13 protein-coding genes are annotated in these 15,819 nt (G+C 41.4%); 9 read left to right on the plus strand and 4 right to left on the minus strand.

Annotated features, from left to right (window positions below; all coding sequences use genetic code 11):
* Nucleotides 1-383 precede the first annotated feature (383 nt).
* The 5 genes from ASJ81_RS01825 to ASJ81_RS01840 all read left to right on the plus strand — a co-directional run bounded on the left by ASJ81_RS01825 (nt 384) and on the right by ASJ81_RS01840 (nt 7,911).
* On the plus strand, nt 384-1,058 hold the full coding sequence (locus ASJ81_RS01825) for a formylglycine-generating enzyme family protein (RefSeq protein WP_095642984.1): 675 nt from the start codon (nt 384-386) through the stop codon (nt 1,056-1,058).
* 172 nt (nt 1,059-1,230) lie between these two features.
* Entirely contained in the window at nt 1,231-3,570 is a 2,340-nt protein-coding gene (gene rqcH, locus ASJ81_RS01830) for a ribosome rescue protein RqcH (protein ID WP_095642985.1), read from the plus strand.
* A gap of 211 nt (nt 3,571-3,781) precedes the next feature.
* Nucleotides 3,782-4,834, plus strand: coding sequence for an mRNA surveillance protein pelota (locus ASJ81_RS01835; protein ID WP_095642986.1), 1,053 nt, complete (start codon nt 3,782-3,784; stop codon nt 4,832-4,834).
* A gap of 347 nt (nt 4,835-5,181) precedes the next feature.
* On the plus strand, nt 5,182-5,319 hold the full coding sequence (locus tag ASJ81_RS22500; protein ID WP_170943144.1) for a hypothetical protein: 138 nt from the start codon (nt 5,182-5,184) through the stop codon (nt 5,317-5,319).
* A gap of 345 nt (nt 5,320-5,664) precedes the next feature.
* Nucleotides 5,665-7,911 carry an S-layer protein domain-containing protein gene (locus tag ASJ81_RS01840; RefSeq protein ID WP_095642987.1) on the plus strand — a complete coding sequence of 749 codons (2,247 nt, stop codon included), beginning with the start codon at nt 5,665-5,667 and terminating at the stop codon, nt 7,909-7,911.
* Between the two features lie 443 nt (nt 7,912-8,354).
* On the opposite strand, the gene ASJ81_RS01850 is transcribed toward ASJ81_RS01840, so the two are convergent.
* Entirely contained in the window at nt 8,355-9,074 is a 720-nt protein-coding gene (locus ASJ81_RS01850; protein ID WP_095642989.1) for a DUF1614 domain-containing protein, read from the minus strand.
* A gap of 225 nt (nt 9,075-9,299) precedes the next feature.
* Nucleotides 9,300-10,175 (minus strand): DNA integrity scanning protein DisA nucleotide-binding domain protein, encoded by an 876-nt coding sequence (locus tag ASJ81_RS01855; RefSeq protein WP_095642994.1) that lies wholly within the window; start codon nt 10,173-10,175, stop codon nt 9,300-9,302.
* A gap of 417 nt (nt 10,176-10,592) precedes the next feature.
* On the opposite strand from ASJ81_RS01855, the gene thpR reads away from it, so the two are divergent.
* The 3 genes from thpR (at nt 10,593) to ASJ81_RS01870 (ending at nt 12,987) form a co-directional block, all read left to right on the plus strand.
* Nucleotides 10,593-11,138 (plus strand): RNA 2',3'-cyclic phosphodiesterase, encoded by a 546-nt coding sequence (gene thpR, locus ASJ81_RS01860; RefSeq protein WP_095642995.1) that lies wholly within the window; start codon nt 10,593-10,595, stop codon nt 11,136-11,138.
* Nucleotides 11,139-11,348: 210 nt separating this feature from the next.
* Nucleotides 11,349-12,353 (plus strand): replication factor C small subunit, encoded by a 1,005-nt coding sequence (locus ASJ81_RS01865; RefSeq protein ID WP_095642990.1) that lies wholly within the window; start codon nt 11,349-11,351, stop codon nt 12,351-12,353.
* Nucleotides 12,354-12,474: 121 nt separating this feature from the next.
* Nucleotides 12,475-12,987, plus strand: coding sequence for a COG2426 family protein (locus ASJ81_RS01870; protein WP_095642991.1), 513 nt, complete (start codon nt 12,475-12,477; stop codon nt 12,985-12,987).
* Nucleotides 12,988-13,251: 264 nt separating this feature from the next.
* Here the strand turns inward: ASJ81_RS01870 and ASJ81_RS01875 are convergent, their stop codons facing one another.
* On the minus strand, nt 13,252-13,521 hold the full coding sequence (locus ASJ81_RS01875; RefSeq protein ID WP_095642992.1) for a histone family protein: 270 nt from the start codon (nt 13,519-13,521) through the stop codon (nt 13,252-13,254).
* A 575-nt stretch (nt 13,522-14,096) separates the two neighbouring features.
* Between ASJ81_RS01875 and ASJ81_RS01880 the strand changes: the two genes are divergently transcribed.
* Nucleotides 14,097-15,053 carry a class I SAM-dependent methyltransferase gene (locus ASJ81_RS01880; RefSeq protein WP_095642993.1) on the plus strand — a complete coding sequence of 319 codons (957 nt, stop codon included), beginning with the start codon at nt 14,097-14,099 and terminating at the stop codon, nt 15,051-15,053.
* A 122-nt stretch (nt 15,054-15,175) separates the two neighbouring features.
* On the opposite strand, the gene ASJ81_RS01885 is transcribed toward ASJ81_RS01880, so the two are convergent.
* Nucleotides 15,176-15,819: IS110 family transposase (locus tag ASJ81_RS01885; RefSeq protein WP_141241560.1), on the minus strand; the 644-nt coding region annotated here is incomplete at its 5' end.

Consider the following 15,819-nt stretch of genomic DNA (forward strand, 5'->3'; position numbering starts at 1 on the left):
TAAGCTATTTTGATAAAAGTTTCACTTTAGAAAGTAGCGGAGCGTATTGATTTTAGATAAAATATTCAAAAAAAATATCTAATGAATAAACAAATTCTTTGGCAAAAATGCCAAAGAATTTGTTTTTCAAGATTATTGCAGCTTTTTGAGGTAGTTAGCAGAGAAAATTGTAGGTTTGAGGAAAGAACAATAAGAGAAATCACTAGATTATGGAATTGTGTCGTACAGAGTCTTAAAGGAATTAGTATAAGCACTACAGTTCTTCAAAATAAAACATTGGTAGTATCTCGAAACCAGAGGTTCCAGATATTGAAAATACAGAGATTTACGAGGAATCCAAAAGATACGCAATTCCCAAAATCTTCACCAGCCCTTCTACAGGTATGGAATTTGTACTTATTCCAGCCGGAAAATTTATGATGGGATCTCCTTCTGGTGAAGAGGTCATATATGATGATGAAGCTCCAATCCACAAAGTAACAATTGAGGATTCGTTCTATATGGGTAAATATCCCGTTACTCAGAAGCAATGGAAAAAAATTCAAGGGTCTAATCCTTCGTCCCTCAAGGGTGAAGATTGGCCGGTTGAGATGATTTCTTGGGAAGACGCTCAGGAGTTTATTCAAAAGTTAAATGAAAAAGAAGGAACTGAAAAATACCGTCTATCTTCAGAAGCCGAATGGGAATACTCCTGCCGAGCCGGTACGCAAACAAGATATTCTTTTGGTGACGATGAGTCGAAACTTAATGAATATGCGTGGTATGAAAAAAGTTTCGGTTCTGAAACTCACCCAGCTGGTCAGAAGAAACCTAACTCTTTGGGCCTCTATGATATACATGGTAATGTTTGGGAATGGGTTCAGGACAGATGGCATAGCAATTACAATGTTGCCCCTTCTGATGGTAGTGCTTGGGAAGATGGAAATAGCTCCTCCCGTTTGATACATGGTGGCAGCTGGGGTAGCAATGCCGTAAGCTGCCGGTCAGCTGCCCGCCTTGGGGATGACCCCGACAGCTGCGGCAGCGTTGTTGGTTTCCGTCTTCTGAGGGAACTGTAACTACTTTTTACTTTACCACTTACACTGGGTATAGAAAATAATCCTGGCGAAGCCCGAAGGCTCGAAGCGTGCGAAGCCGCCGAGCCTGAATGCTGAGCCGCTTCATTTTCTATCTAATTTAGCTAATTTCTTCAGTAATGCTTATACCAAAAGCCTCTATTATATCAACTTCATGAAACAGGATATGTCAAGCGCCGACGTTGCTGCAGTTGTTGCCGAATTGTCAGCAGGTCCCAAATCCATTATTGATGCGAAGATCGGGAAGATATATCAGCCTGCGAACGAGGAGATTCGCATCAACCTTTACGTTTTTCACCAGGGCAGGGACAACCTGGTTATTGAGGCTGGGAAGCGCATTCATTTAAGTAAATACCTCAGGGCAAGCCCAACGCTTCCCCAGTCTTTTCCAATGCTGCTTAGAAAATACCTGCTGGGAGGCAGGATTGTATCTGTGGAGCAACACGATTTTGATAGGATCGTAAAGATCGGGATCGAGAGAGGGGGAGTCCGGAGTACTCTTATTGTGGAGCTTTTCGCCCCGGGGAACGTGCTTATTGTCGATTCGGAAAACAAGATTATTCTGCCTATGAATCCTGTAACCATGAAGGACAGGCGGCTTCGGAGCGGAGAAATTTACGAACTGCCTGAGGCACAGATAAGTCCTCTAAAGGTTAAGGTTTCAGACCTTATGGAGGCTTTTTCCAGGTCTACGGCTGATATTGTGCGGACGGTTGCCACAAGGTTCAATCTGGGGGGAGTTCTGGCAGAAGAAGTCTGTGCCAGGGCAGGAATTGACAAATCTAAGCCTTCAAAGGAAGCAACTGAAGAGGATGCCTCCAGGCTCTGCAATTCAATGCACGATCTCTTTTCCCCGCTTTTGAGGATCGGGGCCGAAAGTAAAGGCCTCGAAGAAGCTGAAGCCGAAACTGAACTTAAACCAGAAACCGAATCAAAACCAGAAACCGAACTTAAACCCGAAGCCGGGGTTGAAGGCGAGGCTCCCAAGCTCAGGCCTCAGCATGTGAAAAAGGAAATTAACGGAAAGTTGGAAGCTTTCGACGTACTTCCTTTTGACCTCATTCGCTATTCAGGGTTTGAAAAAGAATATTTTGATTCTTTTAACACGGCAATTGACGAGTTTTTTGGAAAAAAGGCACTTGAGCAGGTTGAAGAGGTAAAAGCAGCTCAGAAAAAGGAGAAAACACTTGGCATTTATGAACGGCGGCTTCTCCAGCAGGAAGAGAGCCTTGCAAAGTTCGAAAAAGAAATCGAGAAAAATAATACCCTTGCCGAGACAGTCTATGCTAATTATCAGGTTATTGAAGAGCTTCTTTCCGTGCTCAACGGCGCAAGGTCAAAGGGATATTCCTGGGACGAGATCCGCTCCATTCTGAAGCAGGCCAAAAAGGCTGTACCTGCTGCACAAAAGATAACAAATATCGACCCAAGGACAGGGACTGTAGCTGTGAACCTTGACGGAAAGAGCGTTAATATTGACATCCGCAAGACAGTGCCGCAGAATGCTCAGGAATACTACGAAAAGGTTAAGAAATTTAGTAAGAAAAAAGACGGAGCTATCAAAGCGATCGAAGATACCAGGAAGGCTATGGAGAAAAAAGCTGTCGCAAAGGCTGCAAAGGCAGGAAGGAAACTTCAGGCGTCCAGGAAAAAGCACTGGTACGACAGGTTCAGGTGGTTTGTGTCTTCAGACGGCTTCTTTGTTGTGGGAGGCAGAGATGCAGACACTAACGAGGATATCTTTAAGAAATACCTGGAAAAAAGAGATCTTGTCTTCCATACTCAGACTCCTGGTGCTCCTCTCACAGTTATCAAGACCGGCGGAAAAGAGGTTCCTGAGTCCACATTGTACGAGGCTGCACAGTTTGCTGTTTCTTATTCCAGCCTCTGGAAAGCCGGACATTTCAGCGGGGACTGCTACTGGGTTAAAGCCGAACAGGTCAGCAAAACTCCGGAGTCAGGAGAATACGTGAAAAAAGGAGCTTTTATTATCCGCGGGGAACGTAATTACTTTAAGGATATTCCTCTAGGCATTGCAGTCGGACTTGAACTCAAAGGCGAGACCAGAGTTATAGGTGGGCCTGCTTCTGCTGTCCGGAAGCATGGGGATTATATTCTCGAAATTGTCCCTGGGGCTTTTAACCAGAATGACATCTCTAAAAAGATCTACAGGGTTTATGCTGATGAACTCAATGACCCCCGTTTTGTGAAGCAGATCGCCTCTCCTGACCAGATAGCTATGAAGGTCCCACCCGGAGAATCGGATTTAAAGAACCCGAAGCCCGAAAGGAAGGGAGAAAGGATCGAGGATGAAAGAGAAGAATATGGAGTTCCTGAAGTAGAGGACGAGCCTGAAGATGATGAAGAGGAAACTGAACAGGAATTAGGACGTGACCCAAGGGAGGAAACTGAACAGAAACTGGGAAATGACCTAAGGGAAGGAACTGAACAGAAACTGGGAAATGACCTAAGTAACTGTCACAAAACAGATTAGGCAAACTTTTCATAAAGTTAATTTTTAATTGGTGATAATGATCTTGAAAATCAAGGCATCCAATCGAAACTTATACATAGTTTGTTCTGTGACGACTCCTAAGGGAGGGAACTGAGGAAGAGTTCAGGGAAAAACTTGCCAACCAAGCCACAGAAATAAAAACAAGGAAAGGAATGGAAGAGGAGATTGAAATGCATGGAGAGAAAAAGGCATGAGGGTTACAAACCGTTCCCTTAAGGGAAGGGAAGGGGAAATTGCAGTAACAGCCGAAACCCTTGATGACCTCTGGCACCTCAAATATATAATCGAAAAAGGAGACCTTGTCTTTGCGGTTACCAAACGGAAAGCCGATTCTGCAAGTGACAAAATCCGCCCTGAAAAAGTTGAAAAAGTTAAGGTCAGGCTCGGAATCAGAGTTGACGATATCGAGTTTCACAAGTTTGCAAACCGGCTGCGAATACATGGGATGATAGAGCATGGGATGGATGTAGGCTCTTATCATACTCTCAATGTTGAGATCGGATCCAATCTTTCTATCGTTAAGGAACACTGGAAGAGTGACCAGTTCCAGCGGATCCAGGACGCTGAAGAAGCCTCGAAGCGGCCTAAGGTTGTTATGGTCGCAATAGAAGAAGGCGATGCCGATATTGGCTTTGTTCATCACTATGGAATAGAGATATATTCTCACATTCGACAGTCCTCCGGAAAGCGAGAGACTGGCTTGAGGAATGAGTTTTTCAGAGAGGTTGTAGAACAGCTTAAGCATGCCGTTCCTGAGGAAGCATCCATAGTTATTGCCGGGCCCGGATTTACTAAAGAGGATTTCATTAAATATTTCCAGGAAACAGAGCCGGCTATGGCTTCAAAAGCCCTTGTCGAAGATACCTCCATGATAGGAATGTCCGGTTTTCAGGAAGTTCTGCGCAGAGGTGCAGTGGACCGCATTATGCAGGAATCGCGTATAGCCCGTGAATCCGCCCTGATGGAAGACCTGATCCGTGAGATTTCAATGGACGGCAAAGCTGCTTATGGTCTTGCTGATGTTAAGAATGCCCTTAATTACGGAGCTGTCGAAACTCTGCTTGTTGCAGACGAAACCCTCCGAGAAGGACGGGAAAAAGGAGAGGACATCGATAAGCTTCTGATGGAAGTCGAACAGTCCCAGGGAAAGATTGTTGTTTTCAGCACGGCCTTTGAGCCCGGAGAAAAGCTTCATAAATTGGGAGGAATCGCAGCTCTGCTTCGTTTTAGGGTTACAGGCTAATTTTCGTTCAATCCTTTTTTTAAAAGGTTTGCAGGGGAGTTTTCGTTCAATCCTTTTTTTTAAAAGGTTGCATATCTGCTTCATTTTAGGATGACAGGTTGAGTTAATCAGACGAACTATCTAGTTTTATTATTACATTTTTCTTACTTTCTTACCCAGTGTTCTCATAGATTCTGTAAAGTCTATAGGGTTACTAATTTCCCCAGCTACTGTTGAGTTTATAAAAACTTCACCTTTTGTAGGCTTTACAGAATTCTAAATACAAAATTATTTATATTATTATTAGGAAATAGGATTCCGTATTCCTTTAAATGCCATTAAATAAGCTTAGGATAGAGGAGAGTCAGTTGATTAATAAAACGGTAGAGAAGAAGCTTTCAAATAAGATTTTAAACAGATATTTGTTTGAGAGTGGCATGCTTTTAACTGCTGACGAAATTTATGAGATATTTAAGGGCAATTTGAGGGAAATCAGGGACGTTTAAGGGACGTTTAAGGGAAATTTAAGGGAAATTTAAGGGAAATTCATACAACACCAATCAAAAAACACATCCTAAAATCAGATTTCTTCTCAAATATAAGTTTTATAACTGCATTCCATGACAAAAAGCTCGATTGATGGTTTAAAAGTTTCATTGCTCAGTAAAGGGCTATATTTGAGGTTTGAGAATTCGATTTAGAGTTTCGGAGTGAATTATTTAGTAAAATTTATTAACTACTTCGAATTATTTGTTGTTACTTTTCATATAATAAATATTACTACAACCGATATTTTCTTGCTTATTGTGTTTAAATATATGGTAACGAATGAAAAAGAGTGATAATCCTTTATGAGACCCTATATTCAAAGGACTTTGATTTCCTTGCTTGTTTCGCTTACGGTTTGTTTGCTGATCATTCCTTCGGGTTTTGCAGCTCCAGCGCCAGTTATCTCTGGTTTTCCCCTCGATACAAACGAAACCTTATCCGATGGTTTCTGCTGGAATGCGACCACTTTTGGTGGTTTTAACTATCCTGTAAACAAACACAAGGACTTTGTAGCGTCTGAAAACTGGTGGGGCGAACGCCTTCAGTATGTCGAAAAAGACGGTCAGGATGAACTTGGCAAAAATCACCCCGGAAACCATGTAATAGGTGAAGATGAACTTGTATATACCACCCGTCCTTTCTCCAACAAATATGAACTTGTTTCCGACCTTGGACTGACCGCCAATACAACTCCTAAGGAACTTGGCGGGATGTTCTACTATAAGCTTCCCTTGTTTGGAAAAACAGATGTCGCCGTTGGAAACGACTCCACCCGGCTTGCAAACCTTGTAATTTCTCAGAAATCTGACGATAAGGAAACATTAAAGGCCGGAGATTCCTGGGACCTTGGGAGTAATTATTCTCTGGTAGTTAACCAGGTTGATGTCGATGGCGAAAAGGTATGGTTTTCACTGGATAAAGACGGGAAAGAAGTTGAGTCCGGAATTGTAAACACAAATGGAAGTGTTGCTGATAAAACTTTTACTGCAACTGCGGATTTCGGAGGTAAGAAAGACCAGCTCTACTTTATAACCTATGTAGATTCCGTATTCACAAGTGCTACTGATTCCTTTGCAGTCTTCAAGTATACCTGGCTCATTGATAAAGATAAAGTAATGGTCCTCGAAAACGGAGACGAATATCAGGGGTTTGAGGTAAAGGAAGCTTCTGAAAATGAAATTGTCCTTAAGAACTCAAATTCCATCACCTTGACCCTTGACAAAGATAAAAAGAACTACTTTACCGATTCCTGGTACTTCCAGACCTCAGATGAAGGAAAGGGAAGCACTTCTTCTGAAGGATATATTATCTATCCGGCAAAAGAGCTTAACAGCTCTGGAAACTATACCTTGAGAGGTTTGCCTTTTGACACTAACGAGACTTCATCCGACGGTTTGAGCTGGAATGCGACCACTTTTGGCGGCTTTAACTATCCTGTAAACAAACACAAGGACTTTGTAGCGTCTGAAAACTGGTGGGGCGAACGCCTTCAATATGTCGAAAAAGACGGTCAGGATGAACTTGGCAAAAATCACCCCGGAAACCATGTAATAGGTGAAGATGAACTTGTATATACCACCCGTCCTTTCTCCAACAAATATGAACTTGTTTCCGACCTTGGACTGACCGCCAATACAACTCCTAAGGAACTTGGCGGGATGTTCTACTATAAGCTTCCCTTGTTTGGAAAAACAGATGTCGCCGTTGGAAACGACTCCACCCGGCTTGCAAACCTTGTAATTTCTCAGAAATCTGACGATAAGGAAACATTAAAGGCCGGAGATTCCTGGGACCTTGGGAGTAATTATTCTCTGGTAGTTAACCAGGTTGATGTCGATGGCGAAAAGGTATGGTTTTCACTGGATAAAGACGGGAAAGAAGTTGAGTCCGGAATTGTAAACACAAATGGAAATGTTGCTGATAAAACCTTTACTGCAACTGCGGATTTCGGAGGTAAGAAAGACCAGCTCTACTTTATAACCTATGTAGATTCCGTATTCACAAGTGCTACTGATTCCTTTGCAGTCTTCAAGTATACCTGGCTCATTGATAAAGATAAAGTAATGGTCCTCGAAAACGGAGACGAATATCAGGGGTTTGAGGTAAAGGAAGCTTCTGAAAATGAAATTGTCCTTAAGAACTCAAATTCCATCACCTTGACCCTTGACAAAGATAAAAAGAACTACTTTACCGATTCCTGGTACTTCCAGACCTCAGACGAAGGAAAGGGGAGCACTTCTCCTGAAGGATATATTATCTATCCGGCAACCGACGTTACTGTAGAGGATAAAGCTGTTTCAGGTGTCAATAAATCTAAAAATGTCTTGAATGATCCTGCCTCGAACGAATCTATCTCGAATGAGTCTGCATCTTCTACACCCTCTGCTCCTCTTCTCGAGAGTAAGGCTGATGATCCAAAAGATATTAACAGTAGTCTTCCTGATGAAAAATCCGAAACAGGAACTTCCGCAAAAACTTCTGGGTTCGAGTTGCTTCCAGGAGTTCTCGGAATAACTCTTTGTCAGTACTTTATCAAAAGGAGAGGTTAAGAGAAATATCTTGAGAGTTATAATTAAAAATGATTAATTTTCTTCCATTTTCCTCTCTTGTTTCTCTTTTTTTCTTCCCTTTTCCTCTCTTGTTTCTCTTTTTTTCTTCCCTTTTTCTTTTCTCTTTTTTTTTCTCTTTTTTCTTCTCTTGTTTCTCTTTTTTTCTTCCCTTTTTCTTTTCTCTTTTTTTTCCCTTTTTTTCTTCTCTTTTTTCTTCTCTTTTTTCTTCTCTTTTTTTCTTCCCTTTTTCTTTTCCTTTTTCTTTTTCCTTTTCAGTTCATTTTGTTTTACATTTTTATCCCTATTTTTAGCCTTATGACTGTTTTCTAATCACCGCTAACTAGTGTTGAGTAAACAGCAAAATATCGTATAAAATCGAGTGCAATTATTTGGAATCATTGACTCCCTAATGACTCAACACAGTCCTGTTAACTGATTTTTTGTTAGATCAGAAGAAGAGCAATGAATCCGCTTAGGAAGATTCCGTCAAAAGTTCCTGCCCCTCCGATGCTTGCAACCGGAGCACCAAGATTCTTAATTTTTCCCAGGTTAAGAAGATCGGCTCCAATAAGGGTTCCGAGTACTCCTCCTGCATAAGCAGTGACAACGCGGCATTGATCAATTGGACAATCCGGGATATGAATTATCGACGTCAGCAAAATCGCAGCAAGGGCAGCTGCAAGGGGTGGAACCAGCGCCGGGGTTGCAATACCTATTCCACGAATTGGTTTTGCTACGGAATGAGTTATGATTGTAACTATTAAAATGCCTGCTCCTGCAAGCAGGAGGGAAGAAGGGAATTTCATAAGAAGGTAAGCTGAAATTAGAATTGGAATAATCGCTCCTCCTACATTCACAGCAATTGTCGTTTCGTTTCTTATCACACGCCTGAACGGAACCTTGTAGGATACGCCAAAAACACGGACATATGTGTCTCTAACTACCGGGGCATCGGATCTAAGGGTTGCCAGAGGAATATTAATGCTGCTTCCGAGGAGGGATAGTAAAAGGATAAGGAGCGCGTCCTCTATAGAGAAGCCAATCTTCATAAAGGCGGAAACAACTATTCCAAAAAAAAGAGAACCAAGCCCGAAAATTAGAATAAAGATCAAAAGAAGAAGGAATGTAAGGCTAAAAGGAATGTAAAAAAGTTGCCTTCTCATGGAATCGTCCCACTTTCTTTATTTTCCCGCATATTTAGAAATATACTTTCTTTATTTATGAGTTTATTTGCTATCCCTCTTCTTTATATGTTTAAGTGAAGACTTTGTCTTAAAAAGTAAGCAATTCAACACTTCGGGGATAACTCAACACTTCGGGGATAACTCAACACTTCCTGGATATAATTGAAATTTCTAATCCTGTGTAAAAAGTTCTGATTTTCAGGATTAGATATATCTTACAGCAGGCTTCAGGCATTCCATGCAGATTATTTCTTTCGCGTCTTTATATACCCTTAAAATTCCTCCAGACTCGGATACCGTAACCGCGATCGCAACCGTATCTCTGCTAATTGCGGCTGCTGAAACATGCCTGCCTCCCAATCCTTTCTCTATATCCACATTTTTCGCATCAACGTCAAGGTAGCGACCTGCGGCCTGGATTATTCCGTTTTCGTCTACCACAAAAACTCCGTCAAGCTGGGAAAATTCCTTTATGGACTCCCAGTTTCTCTTGTCAAGAATATTCCGGTAAATTTCATCGTGGCCTGCGTAAGGGTTCAGTATTAGCTGGTGAGAACGTTTCAAAACCTCTTCGGAATCGCCTATTATGAAGGCAGCTCCTATTTTTTTGCCTTCCCTGCCTGTCAGGACAATATCAAAAGAAATTTTCATAATTGCACTCATTACTTCAGACTTTATCCTTTCCTGGCATTCCTTCATGGCCTTTATAAGGGGATTTTCGTCGATATTATGTACAATAATCGAACTGGAACTGCGGGTTTCGACCACACCTACTATAATCCCTTTCTCCAGTTTTCCAAGCACGTATTCTATGGCGGCAGCTTGCTGAAGATGATCAGAGTTGCTTGCAGCTTCGCGGTTTATCTGGTCGCCGAGTTCCTTTAGAGGGTTTTTTCCATCCTTTCCAGTGGAAACAAGGTGGTCTATTATGCTTTTAGGACGCATGGAGATGTAGTAGACCGGAATTCCCCCAGTTTCGATCCCTTCAAAACTCAACTCTCCGGAAACCATAATTGCGGCAGCATCAAGTTCTCTGGAAATACGGGCTGCCGTCTCTGCAATTATACGTGCTCTATCCATATGATCCACCGCTTTTTCTTTTTGCAGCAACCGATTTGCGGTTCCACTTTTTATTTTAAAGTTATCGTTTTTTTGAACTCACATTATTTTCTTAAATCAGGATTATTATTTTTTTAACTTAGCGTTTTTTCCAGGCTAAAACTCTTTCCCTCAGGTTAACATTGAGGCCAACTTTATAAATACTTAAGCTTATTTCCTTCTCTGTACTTATATCTTATATATTATAATTGCCCTGTAACCCCTTTGATATGTCCTTTTTCTTCCTGTTCTTTTTCATTGTTGCCTTTTTCATATTTTTAAAAAAGTTTGTGGAGGGTTTACAATTCCTTTGAAAAAGTATCTAAATTCAGTTTTGCCAGACGATAATTAATAGGAAGATTTTTCTGGTTCGCTTTTCAATTAATATTGGTGAATGCTTTGATCAGGACATTTATAGCAGTGGAGTTAAATCCAGGTTTTGCGGAGAAAATTCGAGAGCTTCAGTCCAGCTTTTCCGGTTTTGATCTGAAGTTTGTTGATCCTGAGCTCGTTCACATAACTCTAAAGTTTCTGGGAAATGTGGACGAATCAAAAGTTTCCTCGCTTTCTGCAGCTCTGGACTCCATTACGTGCGAGCCTTTCGAAGCAAAAATAGGGGAACTTGGAGTTTTTCCCAAACCTTCGAATCCCAGAGTTCTCTGGCTTGGTTCAACTGGAAATTTCAGGGCGTTACATGACAATGTAGAAAAGTTGCTGGAGCCTTTTAAATTCGAAAAAGATGACAAGGAATTTACTGCCCATGCTACTCTTGCCAGGGTAAAATACCTCAAGAAGGATCAGAAAACGGCATTTATAAACACAGTAAAGGAATTAAAGGACACCGAAATCGGCACTATGTGCGTAAACAAAGTGCTTTTAAAGAAAAGTACACTGACTCCGAAAGGGCCAATCTATGAAACTCTGCATACTGTCTACATGGATTGATCTCTGTTATTGTTTTTCTTTAACCTTTCTACTTTAAAGTCGCCATTTCCCTTCTCTTGTTATTCTTTTATTCCGAGCTTTCTATACATTTATATATTGGTTGTATCCTGGCTGTAACGCACAAACTTTATTTTAAAATGCAGTTAAACATACAACTCAGAACATTCAAAAGTTTAAATATAATCTTCTCTAAATATGATGCAAGCATGAATGGAGGACTCTACGATTAAAGAAGAGATCTGGATTGAGAAGTACAGGCCTGTGAGGCTAGACCAGGTGGTGGGGCAGGAAGAAACAATAGAACGCCTGAAGTCCTATGTTGCAACGAAAAATCTTCCCCATCTGTTGTTTTCCGGGCCACCGGGAGTCGGGAAAACCGCTTCTGCCGTCTCGATTGCAAGAGAGATTTTCGGGGAAGACCTGTGGCGTGAAAACTTTACCGAACTTAATGCGTCGGATGAGAGAGGAATTGACGTTGTCCGGACAAAAATCAAAAACTTCGCAAAAACTGCCTCTATGGGAGGAGCCGAATTCAAGATTATCTTCCTTGATGAGGCTGATGCGCTGACCTCAGATGCCCAATCTGCGCTCAGGCGGACAATGGAACGTTTTAGCAGTAACTGCCGTTTTATTCTGTCCTGCAATTACTCTTCCAGGATTATCGAACCTATCCAGTCCCGCTGTGCAGTCTTCAGGTTCAGGCGACTTTCCGATGAGGCTATCAGGAAACGCCTTGAATACATAGCTAAAGATCAGGGGCTGTCCGTTACTGAAGACGGATATGAATCTCTTATTTACGTAGCCCAGGGAGATATGAGAAAAGCCGTAAATTCTTTCCAGGCTGCTGCTTTCGTTGAGCCGGATAAGCCTATATCCAGGGAAACCATCTATAGGACTACAGCAACTGCAAATCCGGAAGATATCAGAAACCTGATAGAAACTGCTCTAAGTGGAAATTTCAGAGCTGCTAGAAAGGAACTTAACAGGTTGCTCTACGAAGAGGGGCTCTCTGGAGAAGACATAGTTGGACAGATTTACAGGGCAATCTCCGAAATGGATAACCGGATGATTATGGACCTTGGGCTCTCTGAAAAGCGCATTGTCGAACTCGTAGATATAATAGGTGAGATTGATTTCAGGCTAACTGAAGGAGCGACTGAAAAGATCCAGCTCGAAGCTTTACTCGCGCATTTTGCGCTTTCTAACTCGGATTAAGAGTTTCAATGACTCGGAATAAAGCTTCTCTCCACCTCAGGTCTCTCAAGAACGGTTGAAAGGGCTTGAATTTGGCCTTTTTTAAATATAATCATACGGAATTTATAAATCCTTGATTACTATGTCTGTTGAAATAACATTAATAGAAATGTTGGGGTCTGTTCCCCACTGGCTTGCAGTTTTGATTATGGGAGCTATACCTGTCTCCGAACTGAGAGGGGCAATCCCTATTGCAATGGGTATCTATGGAATGGGCCCCTTAGAAGCCTTCTTCTTCTCAGTGCTTGGAAATCTCCTTCCTGTAATCCCCCTTCTGCTCTTTCTTGAGCCGGTCTCGAATTATCTAAGACGTTATTCAGTCTTTGATACTTTCTTCACATGGCTCTTCTCAAAGACTCGCCGGAACCATACAGAGAGTTTTGAAAAATACGGACTCCTTGCACTGACCATATTCGTAGCTATACCCCTGCCGGCTACTGGGGCCTGGTCTGGTTGTGCAGCTGCATTTGTCTTCGGGGTCAAGTTCAGGCAAGCCTTGCCTGCAATTGCTGCAGGTGTGATGATAGCAGGAATTGTAGTAACTGCCGTTACTGTAACAGGTATAGGTCTCGCGGATATGATTCTGGGAGCATAATTTCCTTCTGCTCAAAGATTTGCTCTATAAAATCTCTAGTCGTAGCAAATCTGGAAACCGACAATTTATAATTAAATCATACATAAAAATCTGAAAACCGACAACGTATAATTAAATTACATGTAAAAATCTGGAAACTGACAATGTATAATTAAATCACACGTAAAAATAAGAAAATGCTGGGTACCAGCATTTTATTTTCTATTTTATCCTGTAAAGCAAGAAGCTACTGGTAAATAGCATTAAGAGGTGGTAAGTCTTAACTTACAGCATTTCTTTTGCTAATTTTATGTCTTCAGCTTTTACAGTTTTTCTGCCTGCGTGTTCTGCAAGTTTTATTGCTTCTCTTGAAATCTCAAGTCCATATTCTTCCAGAATTTCCGTAAGGGCCATTCCCGCACTCTCACTAACTCTATGAGCGCCTGCGGTTCTTATTAAACGCTCAATTGGTGCAAATGGTATTACTTTTGCCATATTATCCTCCAATCTTCTTTGTTTGTTAATATATATCCTTATAACTCCTGATTTTGTCATCAGATTCTATAAATAACTTTGCTTACATTGGGGTTTTTACGTCCTTTCCAGCTTTTAATACCTTTTTCTTCTTTATTTCACTTTCCAGAGCCTTATCATTTGTTTTTATTTATACCCTGAATTTTGCTTCGGACCCTGTATTCGTTTTGCTCTCTTCTCTCACTCAAAAAGACTGATACATACGAGTTCTGCTTAGTGAGTACAGAAAATTGAAAATTTACTGAAGTTATGATATATCCCAATTTCACTGGTGCTTTCGGAAGAGTTGCGGCTCTCCAGCCCGAGTCCCGTCACCCGAGTCCCGTCTCGGGAGGACGGTGCCCTTTTCGCTCACTTCTTTCGCTCAAGAGGGCTGAATTATATAAAGATTCTGAGTTGAGGCAAGGGAGAAGATTTAAGTGAGTTTCGTCTCGTCAAAGTCTCGTTTCGGGAGTATGCTGGCTATTTCGCTCACATAATAACAATCAAATGAATTTTTTGGAAGGTATGAAGTTTACAGTTATTGGGTAGGAGTAAACACAGTTTGGATCTCTTTTTCGAAATCTTGATATGAGATCATCCGAATCTAAACAGATATGCTTTTAAAGGAACTCCTTGGCATTAGTGAAGACATTTATTTTGTAGAGGAAAGCTATCTCGCCCAGAGGACTATTGAGCGTACACTTGACTATCTTAACGGAGTCAGGAGGTTTGCAGAGACAGGGAAGGTGAGGCTCCTGAGAGTTCATGAAGGTGAGCACACACTCGGGCTTTTGCTTTTTAATTCTGCAGACGAAGAAGTCCCTGTAGATTTCTGGTCGATTTTTACGGGAGCTCTTGCAAAAGCTCGCTCAAAAAAGGATTTTGAGATCCTTGTAGATCCTCTTCTTACATTTAATCCTCCTGAAAGAGAGGTTGAAGTTTCTTCGGAAATATGGCGAGATGCTGTTAATGAGTACTACTCGCTTATGCTTGTAAACAGGAACCTTTGCCTGGGTTGCGCGGTCAAACCCGAGTCTTATGGGAGTGTTTTTTCTGAAAATCGCGTACGAAGGGTTGAGGAAATCTTCGATATTCTTCAAAAAAAGGGGATTTTCCCTGAAGGCAGGCTTCTTGAAGTCTGCTGTGGAAACGGGATGTCTACACTTGCTCTCCACAGGCTCGGGCTTAATCCGCTGGCTGTAGAGATTAACAAATGTACAGTCTGCCAGGGGCTTGAACAGGGAGTTTTAAACCCTCGAAGAACGGTTGTAATGGATGCAACGGCTCTTTCCAGATATTTTGAGCCAGGAAGCTTTGATGGTGTGATGGGGTTTATGCTGGGGCTTGTCTATGAATTCAATAAAGATCTCTGGGTAAATATTATGAGGGAAACGGTATCGGTCGCAAGTGAGGGTGCACTCATGCTTTTTACAGTTAGCAGCAGGCCTGAGGCTGAAATTCTTGCCGGGGCTCTGCTCAGGGCAGGAGTTAAAGGTGAGATTGTAGATAACACCGATTCTGAAGGTACTTACGATCAGTGGTTCTTTGTAGGAAGAAAACAAAAAGCTTAATCTGGAAGCTGTAAACTCAAGGGAATTGCTATTTTTCAACTCAGACAAGTATATTTTTTATTTCCAGTTCTCTAAATACTTTAATCTTCTATTTAGCATGAAAGTACATGAGGATATCTTCCTCACGTGCTCTCTTCACCTTCTTTTTCCATTATCGCAAATATTTCACTAATTATTTTTATTCGTTCATCAACTGAGAATATTTCTGTCTCAACAATCTTCCTCTTTTGAATTTCTCCTTTTTGATATCCAGTTCCATCTTCGTATATCTCATCGTTTACGATAAGATGCCATATTATCGTTGCAATTTTCCTTGCCAAGGCAATAATTGCCTTGGAATGCCCAATTGACTTCTTTTTCCTGTTAAAAAACTCTTTTAACTTACTGTTATTCTTTCTTGCCGCTGCTTGAGAAATCTGCGTAAGAATCCATCTTGCTCCCTTTGATCCTCTCTTTGTGATTCTTCCGTTGTGGTATTTATCTGCAGATTGATACACATTAGGAACCAGACCAAGCCAGGAAGCAAGCTTATCTCCAGAAGAAAAATCCTTGAAATTGCCTATTTCAGCAAGTAAAATTGCCGCACCAAGTTCTCCTATACCTGGAACTGACATTAAAATCTCCATTTCTCGCTTATGCTTTTTATAAGCATAATTGAAAATTTCTTTCTCTAAAGCTTCGATCTCATCATCAATACTCTTTATGAGTTTCAGACAGATCTGAAGTCTGAATGCAGCACTTTGAGAGATTTCTCGATCAAGAATTT

The sequence above is a fragment of the Methanosarcina spelaei genome, assembly GCF_002287235.1.
GTDB classification, from domain to species: Archaea; Halobacteriota; Methanosarcinia; order Methanosarcinales; family Methanosarcinaceae; genus Methanosarcina; species Methanosarcina spelaei.

Coding starts and splice junctions, on each gene's coding strand:
- ASJ81_RS01850 (WP_095642989.1), bottom strand. CDS start 9,074: ATGAGAAGGCAACTTTTTTACATTCCTTTTAGCCTTACATTCCTTCTT.
- ASJ81_RS01835 (WP_095642986.1), top strand. CDS start 3,782: ATGAGGGTTACAAACCGTTCCCTTAAGGGAAGGGAAGGGGAAATTGCA.
- ASJ81_RS01880 (WP_095642993.1), top strand. CDS start 14,097: ATGCTTTTAAAGGAACTCCTTGGCATTAGTGAAGACATTTATTTTGTA.
- ASJ81_RS01875 (WP_095642992.1), bottom strand. CDS start 13,521: ATGACAAAATCAGGAGTTATAAGGATATATATTAACAAACAAAGAAGA.
- ASJ81_RS01840 (WP_095642987.1), top strand. CDS start 5,665: ATGAGACCCTATATTCAAAGGACTTTGATTTCCTTGCTTGTTTCGCTT.
- rqcH (WP_095642985.1), top strand. CDS start 1,231: ATGAAACAGGATATGTCAAGCGCCGACGTTGCTGCAGTTGTTGCCGAA.
- ASJ81_RS01870 (WP_095642991.1), top strand. CDS start 12,475: ATGTCTGTTGAAATAACATTAATAGAAATGTTGGGGTCTGTTCCCCAC.
- ASJ81_RS01855 (WP_095642994.1), bottom strand. CDS start 10,175: ATGGATAGAGCACGTATAATTGCAGAGACGGCAGCCCGTATTTCCAGA.
- ASJ81_RS01825 (WP_095642984.1), top strand. CDS start 384: ATGGAATTTGTACTTATTCCAGCCGGAAAATTTATGATGGGATCTCCT.
- ASJ81_RS01865 (WP_095642990.1), top strand. CDS start 11,349: ATGGAGGACTCTACGATTAAAGAAGAGATCTGGATTGAGAAGTACAGG.